General features: G+C 66.0%; 15 protein-coding genes. 9 read left to right on the top strand and 6 right to left on the bottom strand.

Annotated elements, in window-relative coordinates; genetic code table 11:
* The first annotated feature begins 46 nt into the window (after positions 1–46).
* Positions 47–367, top strand: coding sequence for a thioredoxin (gene trxA / locus ACZ2G3_RS00540; RefSeq protein ID WP_419268634.1), 321 nt, complete (start codon positions 47–49; stop codon positions 365–367).
* A 33-nt stretch (positions 368–400) separates the two neighbouring features.
* Here the strand turns inward: trxA and ACZ2G3_RS00535 are convergent, their stop codons facing one another.
* The gene (locus ACZ2G3_RS00535) at positions 401–1,303 is read right to left on the bottom strand and encodes a P-loop NTPase family protein (protein ID WP_470397062.1); all 903 of its coding nucleotides are present in this window, start codon (positions 1,301–1,303) and stop codon (positions 401–403) included.
* 99 nt (positions 1,304–1,402) lie between these two features.
* Between ACZ2G3_RS00535 and hslV the strand changes: the two genes are divergently transcribed.
* From hslV to ACZ2G3_RS00520, 3 genes are all read left to right on the top strand, one after another.
* Positions 1,403–1,960 carry an ATP-dependent protease subunit HslV gene (gene hslV / locus ACZ2G3_RS00530; RefSeq protein ID WP_111301245.1) on the top strand — a complete coding sequence of 186 codons (558 nt, stop codon included), beginning with the start codon at positions 1,403–1,405 and terminating at the stop codon, positions 1,958–1,960.
* A gap of 81 nt (positions 1,961–2,041) precedes the next feature.
* Positions 2,042–3,349, top strand: coding sequence for an ATP-dependent protease ATPase subunit HslU (hslU, locus tag ACZ2G3_RS00525; protein ID WP_419268631.1), 1,308 nt, complete (start codon positions 2,042–2,044; stop codon positions 3,347–3,349).
* Positions 3,350–3,404: 55 nt separating this feature from the next.
* Positions 3,405–3,584 (top strand): PLDc N-terminal domain-containing protein, encoded by a 180-nt coding sequence (locus tag ACZ2G3_RS00520; RefSeq protein WP_419268629.1) that lies wholly within the window; start codon positions 3,405–3,407, stop codon positions 3,582–3,584.
* 51 nt (positions 3,585–3,635) lie between these two features.
* Here the strand turns inward: ACZ2G3_RS00520 and ACZ2G3_RS00515 are convergent, their stop codons facing one another.
* Together ACZ2G3_RS00515 and ACZ2G3_RS00510 are read right to left on the bottom strand one after the other, a co-directional pair.
* A complete protein-coding gene (locus ACZ2G3_RS00515; protein ID WP_470397061.1) occupies positions 3,636–4,238 on the bottom strand; it encodes a Smr/MutS family protein in 603 nt (200 codons plus the stop codon).
* Positions 4,238–4,894, bottom strand: a complete 657-nt coding sequence (locus ACZ2G3_RS00510) for a Tim44/TimA family putative adaptor protein (RefSeq protein ID WP_419268627.1) — start codon at positions 4,892–4,894, stop codon at positions 4,238–4,240. The genes ACZ2G3_RS00515 and ACZ2G3_RS00510 overlap by 1 nt, the downstream gene beginning before the upstream one ends.
* A gap of 111 nt (positions 4,895–5,005) precedes the next feature.
* Between ACZ2G3_RS00510 and ACZ2G3_RS00505 the strand changes: the two genes are divergently transcribed.
* The 3 genes from ACZ2G3_RS00505 to ACZ2G3_RS00495 are packed head-to-tail and all read left to right on the top strand — an operon-like array spanning position 5,006 to position 6,760.
* Positions 5,006–5,548: an FxsA family protein gene (locus tag ACZ2G3_RS00505; RefSeq protein WP_470397060.1), complete on the top strand. Its 543-nt coding sequence runs from the start codon at positions 5,006–5,008 to the stop codon at positions 5,546–5,548.
* A gap of 57 nt (positions 5,549–5,605) precedes the next feature.
* On the top strand, positions 5,606–6,130 hold the full coding sequence (gene secB, locus ACZ2G3_RS00500; protein ID WP_470397059.1) for a protein-export chaperone SecB: 525 nt from the start codon (positions 5,606–5,608) through the stop codon (positions 6,128–6,130).
* A 12-nt stretch (positions 6,131–6,142) separates the two neighbouring features.
* Positions 6,143–6,760: an HD domain-containing protein gene (locus ACZ2G3_RS00495; RefSeq protein WP_470397058.1), complete on the top strand. Its 618-nt coding sequence runs from the start codon at positions 6,143–6,145 to the stop codon at positions 6,758–6,760.
* Positions 6,761–6,808: 48 nt separating this feature from the next.
* On the opposite strand, the gene ACZ2G3_RS00490 is transcribed toward ACZ2G3_RS00495, so the two are convergent.
* The 3 genes from ACZ2G3_RS00490 to ACZ2G3_RS00480 form a co-directional block, all read right to left on the bottom strand.
* Positions 6,809–7,120: an H-NS histone family protein gene (locus ACZ2G3_RS00490; protein ID WP_419268623.1), complete on the bottom strand. Its 312-nt coding sequence runs from the start codon at positions 7,118–7,120 to the stop codon at positions 6,809–6,811.
* 83 nt (positions 7,121–7,203) lie between these two features.
* Positions 7,204–7,755 (bottom strand): ActR/PrrA/RegA family redox response regulator transcription factor, encoded by a 552-nt coding sequence (locus ACZ2G3_RS00485; RefSeq protein ID WP_111301260.1) that lies wholly within the window; start codon positions 7,753–7,755, stop codon positions 7,204–7,206.
* Positions 7,756–7,833: 78 nt separating this feature from the next.
* The gene (locus ACZ2G3_RS00480; protein WP_470397057.1) at positions 7,834–8,463 is read right to left on the bottom strand and encodes an SCO family protein; all 630 of its coding nucleotides are present in this window, start codon (positions 8,461–8,463) and stop codon (positions 7,834–7,836) included.
* A 93-nt stretch (positions 8,464–8,556) separates the two neighbouring features.
* On the opposite strand from ACZ2G3_RS00480, the gene ACZ2G3_RS00475 reads away from it, so the two are divergent.
* A complete protein-coding gene (locus tag ACZ2G3_RS00475) occupies positions 8,557–9,888 on the top strand; it encodes an ActS/PrrB/RegB family redox-sensitive histidine kinase (protein WP_470397056.1) in 1,332 nt (443 codons plus the stop codon).
* A 65-nt stretch (positions 9,889–9,953) separates the two neighbouring features.
* Entirely contained in the window at positions 9,954–11,579 is a 1,626-nt protein-coding gene (locus ACZ2G3_RS00470) for a PAS-domain containing protein (protein ID WP_470397055.1), read from the top strand.
* The last annotated feature ends 1 nt before the right edge of the window (position 11,580 follow it).

The following is an 11,580-nucleotide window of genomic DNA, read 5'->3' as shown; positions in this document are numbered from 1 at the left end:
CGATCCGCCGGTCCGCGCCGGCCCCCGCCACAAGAAGGAGCCGACCATGGCCACCGTGCATGTGAACGACGCAGAATTCGACGCCGAAGTGCGTCAGGCCCAAACCCCCGTCATCGTCGATTTCTGGGCGGAATGGTGCGGCCCCTGCAAGCAGATCGGCCCCGCGCTGGAAGAGCTGTCGGACGAATATGCCGGCAAGGTGAAGATCGTGAAGGTCAACGTTGACGAGAACCCCGAACAGGCCGCGGCCCTGGGTGTTCGCGGCATCCCGGCCCTGTTCATGTTCAAGGGCGGCGAAGTGGTGTCGAACCGCATGGGCGCCGCGCCCAAGGCCGCGCTGAAGAGCTGGATCGACGAATCCGTCTGATCCTGCCCGACTGACAGGAAAGGCGGCGGCCCCTCAGACGGGCCAGCCGCCTTTTTTCATGGCCGCAAGCATCCGGTCATCGGCATCCGGCGCCATCATGTCCAGGCTGCTGCGGCGCAGGAACCAGTCAAGGAACTTGTCGGTCGGCGGGGCATGGTCCGCCGCACGCTCCAGCGCGGCCGGGGCGCCGATCTGCCCCGCGTTCAGCGCCACATGGTGATAGTCGCTGAGCGCGAACAGGACCACCGGCTTGCCCAGGATCAGCCCGTCGAAACCCACGGAACTGTTCTGCGTCACGACAAAGGCGCAGTCGCGCAACAGCGCGGCGGTGTCGCCGCCGATGGTCAGGTTCGGAAATTGCGCGGCCAGCCGGTCCAGGGCCGCGTGATCGTCCGGGTCATGGACCTCGTTGGGATGCAGGGTGGCCACGCAGGGGCGTCCGGTCGATGCCGCCGCCTCGATCATCTGGACCGGGCTGGCCGACTGAAAGCTGCGCTGACGGCGCAGGTGGCCCTGCAGCGGGATCAGGATATGGTCGCCGCGCCGGGGTGCAGGGCCCGGCAGGACACGCTCGCGCAGGCGCGCGGCAAAGCGGCGCGCGGCCTCGTCCTCGATCCGGGCGGCGTCGAAGGCCTGCGTGGCGATGGGCCAGCGCCAGCGCTCGGCCTGCCGTTCCAGGCGCCAGTAGGGATAGTGATAGGCGCGCCGGAAGGTCAGGGCCCGGTCATGGGTCGGCCGCTCCATGTTGAAGAGCGCATAGCCGGGCCGCAGGGGCGCCGCATCCCGCGCGGCATTGCCCGAGGGCAGGATCTCGATCCGCCAGCCGCGCGGCTCTAGCAGGGCCCGCATCCGGTTCAGAAAGCCCAGCTTGCCCGCCCGCGCCGTCTGCAGGAGGGGGTGATGCAGATAGACCGACAGCAGCAGATCAGGGGACATGCCGCGACGCTAATGGGCAAAGGGGCGATTTTCAACGGGTTGCAAGCCGGGCGGGGCGTCCATATCTGCTGGCCAGACGAACAGAGGACGGAGCCCCCGATGGCGGATGATAAGTTTCCCGGCTGGCATGGCACGACGATCCTGGCGGTGCGGCGCGGCGGCAAGGTGGTCGTCGCCGGTGACGGCCAGGTCAGCGTGGGCCAGACCGTGATGAAGGGCACGGCCCGCAAGGTGCGGCGCCTGTCGCCCGGCGGCCGCGACGTCGTCGTGGGCTTTGCCGGATCGACGGCCGATGCCTTTACCCTGCTGGAACGGCTGGAAAAGAAGCTGGAGGCCGCGCCGGGGCAGCTGCAGCGCGCTTGCGTGGAACTGGCCAAGGACTGGCGCACCGACAAGTACCTGCGCAACCTGGAGGCCATGCTGATCGTCACCGACGGGATCGATCTTCTGGTCGTGACCGGCGCGGGCGACGTGCTGGAGCCGGAACATGACGTGGCGGCCATCGGATCGGGCGGGAACTTTGCCCTGGCCGCGGCACGGGGGCTGCTGGAAAGCGACTTGGATGCCGAGGCGGTGGCGCGCAAGGCGATGGCTATCGCGGCTGAGATCTGCGTCTACACCAATGGCAGGCTGACCGTCGAGACGCTAGACGGGTAAGGGCGCATCGCCCCCCTTTGGCCCTGACGGGCCTCACCCCCGCGATATCTGAACAAAGAAGAAAGCCAGCGAGGCACAAGCATGACCGACCTGACACCGCGCGAGATCGTCTCGGAACTTGATCGTTTCATCATCGGACAGAGCGATGCCAAGCGCGCCGTCGCCGTGGCGATGCGCAACCGCTGGCGCAGGAAGCAGCTGGGCGACGACCTGCGAGACGAGGTCTATCCCAAGAACATCCTGATGATCGGGCCAACCGGCGTCGGCAAGACCGAGATCAGCCGCCGCTTGGCCAAGCTGGCCAACGCGCCCTTCATCAAGGTCGAGGCGACCAAGTTCACCGAAGTGGGCTATGTCGGCCGCGACGTCGAGCAGATCATCCGCGATCTGGCCGATGCCGCGATGATCGACACGCGCGAGCGGATGCGCGAGGCGGTCAAGGCCCGCGCCCACAAGGCCGCCGAGGAGCGGGTCGTCGAGGCCCTGGCGGGCGAAAACGCGCGCGAAGGCACCCGCCAGATGTTCCGCGACAAGCTGAAGCGCGGTGAGCTGGACGACACGGTGATCGAGCTGGAGGTCCAGGACAACTCGAACCCCTTGGGCGGGATGGAGATGCCGGGCCAGCCGGGCCAGCCCCTGGGCGGCATGATGGACCTGTCGGGGCTGATGAAGGCCTTTGGCGGGCGCCGGGTGCGGCGCAAGGTGACGGTCGCGGAAAGCTATGAGCTGCTGATCGCGGAAGAGGCCGACAAGCTGCTGGACGACGATGCGGTCAAGGCCGCCGCGCTGGAGGCCGTGCAGGAAAGCGGCATCGTCTTCATCGACGAGATCGACAAGGTCTGCGCCCGGACCGAGGCGCGTGGCGGCGATGTCAGCCGCGAGGGCGTGCAGCGCGACCTGCTGCCGCTGATCGAGGGCACGACCGTCAGCACGAAATACGGCGCGGTCAAGACCGACCACATCCTGTTCATCGCCTCGGGCGCGTTCCACGTCGCGAAGCCCAGTGACCTGCTGCCGGAACTGCAGGGGCGCCTGCCGATCCGGGTCGAGCTGCGCGCCCTGACCGAAGGCGACTTCGTCCGCATCCTGACCGAGACCGACAACGCGCTGACCCGCCAGTACAGCGCCCTGATGGCGACCGAGGGCGTCACGGTGACCTTTACCGACGACGGCATCGCGGCCTTGGCGCGGATCGCGGCCGAGGTGAACGGCGCGGTCGAGAACATCGGCGCGAGGCGGCTTTACACGGTGATCGAGCGGGTCTTCGAGGAGCTGTCCTTTACCGCGCCCGATCGCGGGGGCCAGGCGGTCAGCGTGGATGCGGCCTTTGTCGAACAGCACCTGGGCGACCTGTCGCGTTCCACCGACCTGTCGCGCTATGTTCTCTAGGAACCCGCGCCGCGGTGCGGGTGTTGGCTGTCAGAACCTTTAGAGGATGGATCACATGGGTTGGCTATTCAGCATCATCATCTTCGTTCTGGATGTCTGGGCGATCGCCCAGATCATCAACACGAACGAATCGAACAAGACCAAGATCCTGTGGATCCTGCTGATCGTCATCCTGCCGCTGCTGGGCCTGATCATCTGGTATTTTGCCGGACCCAAGGCGAACTACCGGCGCTGAGAAAAGCCCAAAATCCCCGATGCGACGCGCCCCCCTTGCGGGGCGCGTTTTTCATTTCGGCCGGCGCAGATAGACGTAATAGGCGCCTTCGCCGCCGTGGCGGTAATGCGCCGCGGTGACCTGCTGAACGACCATCGACAGGGGCGGGCTGTGCAGCCAGTAGGGCACCTGATGGCGCAGGGCGCCCGGCCGGGTGGGCATCGGCCCGTGATCGCCGCGCCCCTTTCCGGTGATCACCAGGACCAGACGCAGGCCGCCGCCATAGCATGACAGCACGAAATGGGTCAGTTCAGGCTGGGCGGCCGACAGGGTCATGCCGTGCAGGTCGAGGCGCGCCTCGGGGCGCAGCTTGCCCTGGTTCATCTTGCGATGCGTCTTGGCGTCCATGCGCAGGCCGGCGGCGGCCAGCCGTTCGGCAGGCGTCGCGGGCGGCGGCAGCCGGGACGGAGTCGGCAGGGGGGTCTGACCCACGCGGAACCTGGGAAGTGCCGGTGGCGGCACGGCCGACGCCGCCGGGACGACCGGCGGCGCTGCGGGCTGCTTTCCGGCCTCCGGGTCGAGGGTCTTGCGGCCGGGATGGAGAGGAGAAGCGGTGCGGGCCACGCGGGACCACATCTCGCGGTCCTCGGGTGTCAGGCCTTTGCGACGGGGCATCAGCCGGTCGCGACAAGCTGCCAGTTCGGGTCGTTCTGGCCCATCTGCCGGGCAAAGGTCCACAGGTCCTTCTGCTTGCGCGGCGCCTTGGCATCACCCTCGATGACATTGCCCTGCGCGTCACGGGTCGCGGCAATCAACTCGCCCACGAAACGGACCGATATCTCGGCCACACCGGTCGCGGGATCGAATTCCGCCGCGGCCAGCGAGGTTTCGCGCGTGCCCAGATACTGCGCCTGAACCGTCTGCCCATGGGCGGTCCGCTGGTCGATCACGCCCTGGAAGGCTTCGGCAACAGGGTCGGCCAGAAAGGGGCGCACCTCGGTCAGGTCGCCGCGCTCGAAGGCCATCAGGATCATTTCATAGGCGTGCTTGGAGCCGGTCAGGAAGTCGCGGACGCCAAAGTCGGGTTCGACCCGCTTCATCGCGTAAAGGGCCGCGGCAGCCGGGCTGCCGGCCTCGGCGTGGTCGATGACGTCGTGATCGACCTCATCGGCGCTGCCTTCGATCACCTCGAAGCGGGCCGGGCCCGCCGCGGGCTGGTCAACCTGGGGCGGCTCGAACCCGTCGCGGGTCCCCAGCACGTTTCTCAGGCGCAGGATCAGGAAAATCGCGATCCCGGCAAGGACAAGCAACTGGAGAAGCGGGTTGGACATACAGGCGACCTCTGGTCAAAATCACATCGTTTGTATCTGGCAACTGGGTCATTATGTAGGGAGTGCCAGGGCGCAAGTCCAGTTTCCGCGCCGGCAGGAAGGGGAATTCGCATGCGGCTGTTCTGGCTGTTTCTGATCGTTCCGATCATCGAGATCGCGCTGTTCATCCAGGTGGGCGGGCTGATCGGCCTTTGGCCCACGCTGGCGATCGTCGTGCTGACGGCGATCGTGGGCACCGCGCTGATGCGCAGCCAGGGGGCCCATGCCTGGAACGAGATCCAGCGCAGCTTTGGCGAAATGCGCGATCCGACGCGTCCCCTGGCGCATGGCGTGATGATCCTGATGGCCGGGATGCTGCTGCTGACGCCGGGGTTTTTCACCGACACGGTGGGGCTTTTGCTGCTGGTGCCGCGCGTGCGCAATGCGGTGATGCGCCAGATCGGCAAGCGCGTGAAGGTGACGCGCTTTGGCATGGGGGCTGCGACGATGCGACGCGATCCCCACCGCGCGCCCTATGGCGACGGGGTGATCGACGGCGACTTCATCGTGGCCGACCGGGATGAGACGGGTCGCGCGCCTGTCGACCTGCCGCCCGAACTGGACGAACCCGATGCTCCCCGGCCGGGGCGCGGTTCCGGCTGGACCCGCCATTGAGGGCAGGGGGAGGGCCTGCTACAAGCGGGTCCAAGTCCGAATTGGAGAGGTAGGAACATGGCCGACGAGAACACCCAGAACGGCATTGCGGGACAGCCGCAGGCCCAGCAACCGCAATTGCGCATGCAGATCCTGGCACAGTTCATCCGGGACCTGTCCTTCGAGAATGCCGTTGCCCAGAAGGGCGCGCCGACCGGCGAGGTGCAGCCCGAGATCACCGTGCAGGTCAGCCTGGACGCCCGCAAGCGCGGCAGCGACAACCAGTACGAGGTGATCACGAAATACCGCGTCACCTCGACCAACAAGACCGAGGGCAGCACGCTGTTCCTGGCCGAACTGGACTACGGCGGGGTCTTCCAGATCGACGGCGTGCCGCAGGACCAGCTGCATGCCTTTCTGATGATCGAATGCCCGCGGATGCTGTTCCCCTTCGTGCGGCGCATCATCTCGGACCTGACGCGGGACGGGGGCTTTCCGCCCTTCAACATGGACCCCGTGGATTTCGTCGCGCTGTACCGCCAGGAACTGGCACGCCGTGCCCAGCAGGCGCAGCAGGCGCCGGCCGACGTCAAGCTGTCGTAAGGCAGCCGGCCCATGGCCGCACGGCCCCGGCGCGCCTGGCAGCGGATGCTGTCGGGCCGCCGCCTCGACCTGCTGGACCCCACCCCCTTCGACATCGAGATCGGGGACATTGCCCATGGACTGGCCTTCGTGGCCCGCTGGAACGGGCAGACGCGGGGCGACTGGCCCTATTCCGTGGCTGAACATTCGCTTCTGGTGGAACAGATCTTTTCGCGGCTCAATCCCGGGATCGCACCCCAGTGGCGGCTGGCGGCGTTGCTGCATGACGCCCCGGAATATGTCATCGGTGACATGATCTCGCCGGTGAAATCGGCGCTTGGGGCGGAATATGGCGCCATGGACGAGCGTCTGGCCTCGGCCGTCCACCGCCGGTTTGGGCTGCCCGCCGCGCTGCCCGCCCCGATGAAGCGCAAGATCAAGGCTGCCGACCGCGTATCGGCGCGGCTGGAGGCGGTGACGATCGCGGGCTTTGCCGAGCCCGAGGCGCGCCGCCTGTTCCCGGTTCCCGAGGATCACATGCTGCCGGGCCTGCAGATCACCCTGCGGCCCCCGGCCGAGGCGAGACGTGCCTTTCTGGCCTGCTTCGACGGGCTGATCGGGCAGATCGACACCCCTCACATGCAGATATGAAAAAAGGGGCTTTCAATGGCCCCTTTCCACGACACGATGCAGTTCGGATCAGATCGCCAGATCTTCCAGCTGCTTTCCGCTTTCCAGGCTTTCCTGCACCCACCGGGGTTTGCGCCCGCGGCCGGTCCAGGTCATGGTCGGATCATCCGGATTTGCGTATTTGGGGGCAACGGTCCCGCTGCGGCGCACCTTGGTTCCGGTCAGATCGGCCAGGTTGAAGCCATGTTCGCGCGCAGCCTCTTCGATTGCGGTCAAGGCCTCGCGCCGCTTCCGGTCCTCGTAGGAATTGATCGCCCGATCCAGGCGCGAACGAAGATCGCGCATTTCCTTGAGAGACATATTATCGAAGTCGATGCTCATATTCATTCCGGTCTTGCTTTGGGTTGCCGATTTCATATCCGCAATATAGACCGAATTAAATACCTTTCAACATGTTCTTCAGATCAGCGCGGTCCCCTTTTGGCGAGGATGCGCTGAAGCGTCCGCCGGTGCATGTGCAAACGCCGGGCAGTTTCGCTGACATTGCGTTCGCATTGTTCGTAAACGCGTTGGATATGCTCCCACCGGACGCGATCGGCCGACATCGGATTTTCCGGCGGAGGCGGCAGCAATTCGCCGCTGGAAAGCAGCGCCGACGTGACGTCATTTGCATCGGCCGGTTTGGCCAAATAGTCGGTGGCGCCCATTTTCACGGCCGCAACTGCGGTGGCGATGGCCCCATAACCGGTCAGCACAATGATCCGCGCATCCGCGCGCTTTTCCCGAAGGGCCTCGACCACATCCAGCCCGTTTCCATCTTCAAGCCGAAGATCGACCACCGCATAAGCGGGCGCCCTTTTCTCGATCAGCCGCATGGCCCCGGCCACGGTCAGCGACGTTTCCGTCTGGAATCCACGCTTTTCCATGGCTCGTGCCAGGCGGGTGACAAAGATTTCGTCATCGTCCACCAGAAGCAGCGAGGCATCGGGGCCGATCTGCGCGTTCATTTCGTCCATGACTAGCCCTCTTGAATTGGTTTTCGGAATTATCTGTGGATCAGCGCCAGAGCTTTCAAACCCGTGCGACAATACGCCTTAGGCGGCCGCGTCGACGAAACAGCCCGTCCGTTCTGCCACATCTTCGGCTGGCGTGTCGCGCGAAAAGAATTCCACCGTCTTGCCACCCTGCATGACCAAATAGGTATTGGTCATATGATCGACCAAATAGAATTCCTTGTCTTCCTCGTCATGTGCCTTGAAATAATTGCGCCATCCCTGATTGACCGCCGCGATCTCTTCCGGCGATCCGGTCAGACCGATCATGTCGTCCGAGAAAAGGCTGGTATATTCCGCCAGGACATCTGGCGTATCGCGGCGCGGATCGACCGTGATGAAAACGGTCTGCACGTCCTTTCCGGCCTCCTTCAGGATTTCCTCGGCCTCGGCATTGCGCGCGCTGTCCAAGGGACAGACGTCCGGGCAGAATGTATATCCGAAATAAAGCAGGGACGGTTTTGAAAAGACCTCGGCCGAGGTCACGCGCTGCCCGTCCTGCCGCGTCAGGGTGAATTCGGTGCCGAAACTGTCCATGCCCCCGGCCACGGCACTGTTGGTACACTGGGCAAAGGGGTCGGCGGAACGCTGCTGCATCAGGAACAACCCGCCTCCCACCAGGACGCCGACCGCAGCGGCGGTGCCGATCAGCAGGATTTTCCGGTCAGCCACGGCTCAGCTCCTTTTTTGCGTGTCAAAGGCGCGCATTGATCGCCCATCGACCGGCGGGTATCAAGTCATGCATTGTCGCAGAAAAGGCCGAAGATGAACGCAGCACCCGGGCCTGACGACCTGGCGGACCATCCTTTCGGTGCCGGCGATACCCCCCATGCCGAGCCGATCCGCATGCGCACCCTGGTGCTGCTGCGCTGGTTCGCCATCGGAGGGCAGTTGGCTGCCGTCATCATCGCCTGGAGCATGGGCATCGGATTCCCGAAAGCTCCGGTGATGATCCTGATCGCCTTGGCGATTGCGATGAACCTGCGGATGGCCCTGCGCCCGCCCAAGCGGACGTCTCCGGGGCGGGCGGTCCTGCAGTTGAGCTTCGACCTGGTGCAGATCTCGTCGCTGATGGCGCTGACCGGGGGAATGGCGAACCCCTTCGCGCTGCTGGTGCTGGCGCCCGTCACCATCGCCGCCGCTTCGCTGAACGCGCGGCTCGTGCTGGCGCTTGGGCTGGCGACCGTGGCCGTGACATCGGTCGCGGCGGTCTTCGGCGTGCCCCTTCGCGATCCTACGGGCGAAATCTTGCGGCTGGAGCCGATCCTGGCGCTTGGCCACTGGGTCGCGCTGGTGATCGGGGTGGTCTTCTTCGGCGGCTATGCCCATCGCGTGACGGGTGAGCTGTCGGACACGTCGAACGCGCTGTTCGCCACACAGATGGCGCTGTCGCGCGAACAACGCCTGCAGCACCTGGGCGGCGTGGTCGCGGCCGCCGCGCATGAGATGGGGACCCCCCTGGCGACCATCAAGCTGATCGCAGGCGAACTTACGGACGAGCTGAAGGACCGCCCGGACCTGCATGCGGACGTGATCGCGCTGCGCGATTCCGCCGACCGCTGTGCCCAGATCCTGCGCAGCATGGGCCGCGCGGGCAAGGACGACCTGCACATGCGCTCGGCCCCGCTGCGCGCCGTGCTGGAGGATGCCGCCAGCCCCCATGCCGACCGCGGGCCCCTGGTGGAGATCCGCGCCGACGGGCCCTCGATCCGGCGCGACCCGGCGATCATCCACGCCCTGCGCAACCTGATCCAGAACGCGGTGGATTTCGCCGAAAGCCGCGTGGTGATCGAAACGGACGTGACGCCCAATACGCTGACCGTGACGATCCGCGACGATGGTCCCGGCTATCCTCCCGCGCTTTTGTCGCGAATCGGGGACCCCTATCTCAGTCGCCGCTCCGAGGCGCAACGCGGCAGCTACGAGGGCATGGGCCTGGGGCTTTTCATCGCCAAGACGCTGCTGGAACGGTCGGGGGCACGGCTGTCCTTCGCCAATGGCGGACCGGGGGCGGTGGCTTCGGTCCGCTGGCCGATCGAGCGCATCGAGGCGCAGGATCGGCTGGCCTTGGCGCAGAATCCGACCATCGAGATCTGAATATCTTAACCGACTGTTAACAATGCCTGACCTATGCTTCCCCCAAACAAGCTGAGGGTCTTGCTTTGAACATTCATGGTGCGGTTTTTCTGGTCGTGACGATGATTTGTGGCATCCTGTCGGTGCTGCTGGCGGTGGGGGTGATCCGGCTGTGGGACGGCTGGCGGTCTGGCCGGGGGCGGTCCGTCTCTGCCAATGCGCTGGAGGGCAGGATCCAGCCCACGGTCTTCCTGTTCCGCCAAGAGCGGGTGGTGGATGCCACGCCCCCTGCCCGCGCTCTTTTGGATCGAATCGGCGGCAGCGGCGACGACTGGCCGCGCCTGATGAAATGGGTCGGCCCGCGCTTTCCCGATGCACTCGACCGCCTGTCGCAACTGGCGCGCATCGGGCGGGTCGAGGTGACGGGTGACCAGGGCCACGGCAGCGCGGCGCTGCGCCTGGTGGCCGAGGATCTGGGCGAACAGCTGTGGCGCCTGACGATCACCGACCCGGCGGCCGAGCATTCTGGCATCATCGTCGATTCGATGTCCCTCCAGGCAATGGAGGAGGAGCTGCACCTGTTGCGCGGCGCGCTGGATCAAACGCCGATGCTGGTCTGGCGCCTGGATGCCGAGGAACAGGTCACCTGGGCCAACGCGGCCTATCTACGCCGGGCCGAGGCTCGCAGCGAGGGGGCATTGGGGTGGCCGCTGCCGCGCCTTCTGGATGCGCCGAAGCCGGTTCCGGGGGCCGGCGCACAGACCCGCCGCGCCGCATTGGAGGACCACGGCATCGTCTCGTGGTACGACTGCCACAGCCACCGCATGGGCGACGAGGTAATGATGTTCGCCCTGCCCGCCGACGCCGCAGTCCGGGCCGAACGCAGCCTGCGGGAATTCGTGCAGACGCTGACCAAGACCTTTGCCGACCTGCCCATCGGCCTTGCGATCTTCGACCAGCACCGGAACCTGCAGCTGTTCAACCCGGCGCTGATCGACCTCACCGGACTGCCCACCGGATTCCTGACCGCACGCCCGACGCTGTTCGACTTCCTGGACCAGCTGCGCGAACAGCGCATGGTGCCCGAGCCCAAGGATTACCGCAGCTGGCGCCATCACATGGCCAGCCTGGAGAATGCCGCCGCAACCGGCCACCATGTCGAGACCTGGTCACTGCCCGGCGGGCAGACCTATCGCGTCACCGGCCGCCCCCATCCCGACGGCGCGGTGGCCTTCCTGTTCGAGAACATCACTTCGGAGATGTCCCTGACCCGCAAGTTCAGGGCAGAACTGCTTCTGGGCGCGCATGTGCTGGACGGGCTGGAGGATGCACTGGCGGTCTTTGCGTCAACGGGGCAGCTGGTCCTCAGCAACAATGCCTATCGGCTGCTCTGGGGCACGCCGGCCGGCACCATGGCCGAGATCATTGCCGGATGGGAAGGGGCCACCGCGGTCGGACCGGGCTTTGCGGCGCTGCGCGAAGCCCTTCTGGATGCGGAGGCCGGGGAACCGGCCAGCGGCGCCATGGCCGGTCCCCAGGGGCAATTGCTGGGCTGGACGGTGACCTCGCTGTCGGGCGGCAGGAAGATGCTGCGCTTTCGGGCGGCATCGGGACAGTCCTCAGCCTCCACCACCGCGATCATGACTGCCGCCGACAGGGATGAGGCGCTGCCCGCGCTCCGCGCCCTGCCCAGTGCCATCGGCGCCGACTGAA

The organism is Paracoccus sp. KKT209, assembly GCF_055635455.1.
Note: the sequence above shows the minus strand (reverse complement) of the source record. Positions and strands in the feature narration are given on the sequence as shown.

What these genes read in the sequence shown, in the direction of transcription:
- hslU (WP_419268631.1), top strand. Translation starts at nt 2,042, where the DNA reads ATGACCGACCTGACACCGCGCGAGATCGTCTCGGAACTTGATCGTTTC.
- ACZ2G3_RS00490 (WP_419268623.1), bottom strand. Translation starts at nt 7,120, where the DNA reads ATGAGCATCGACTTCGATAATATGTCTCTCAAGGAAATGCGCGATCTT.
- hslV (WP_111301245.1), top strand. Translation starts at nt 1,403, where the DNA reads ATGGCGGATGATAAGTTTCCCGGCTGGCATGGCACGACGATCCTGGCG.
- trxA (WP_419268634.1), top strand. Translation starts at nt 47, where the DNA reads ATGGCCACCGTGCATGTGAACGACGCAGAATTCGACGCCGAAGTGCGT.
- ACZ2G3_RS00485 (WP_111301260.1), bottom strand. Translation starts at nt 7,755, where the DNA reads ATGGACGAAATGAACGCGCAGATCGGCCCCGATGCCTCGCTGCTTCTG.
- ACZ2G3_RS00520 (WP_419268629.1), top strand. Translation starts at nt 3,405, where the DNA reads ATGGGTTGGCTATTCAGCATCATCATCTTCGTTCTGGATGTCTGGGCG.
- ACZ2G3_RS00475 (WP_470397056.1), top strand. Translation starts at nt 8,557, where the DNA reads ATGAACGCAGCACCCGGGCCTGACGACCTGGCGGACCATCCTTTCGGT.
- secB (WP_470397059.1), top strand. Translation starts at nt 5,606, where the DNA reads ATGGCCGACGAGAACACCCAGAACGGCATTGCGGGACAGCCGCAGGCC.
- ACZ2G3_RS00510 (WP_419268627.1), bottom strand. Translation starts at nt 4,894, where the DNA reads ATGTCCAACCCGCTTCTCCAGTTGCTTGTCCTTGCCGGGATCGCGATT.
- ACZ2G3_RS00505 (WP_470397060.1), top strand. Translation starts at nt 5,006, where the DNA reads ATGCGGCTGTTCTGGCTGTTTCTGATCGTTCCGATCATCGAGATCGCG.
- ACZ2G3_RS00515 (WP_470397061.1), bottom strand. Translation starts at nt 4,238, where the DNA reads ATGCCCCGTCGCAAAGGCCTGACACCCGAGGACCGCGAGATGTGGTCC.
- ACZ2G3_RS00495 (WP_470397058.1), top strand. Translation starts at nt 6,143, where the DNA reads ATGGCCGCACGGCCCCGGCGCGCCTGGCAGCGGATGCTGTCGGGCCGC.
- ACZ2G3_RS00535 (WP_470397062.1), bottom strand. Translation starts at nt 1,303, where the DNA reads ATGTCCCCTGATCTGCTGCTGTCGGTCTATCTGCATCACCCCCTCCTG.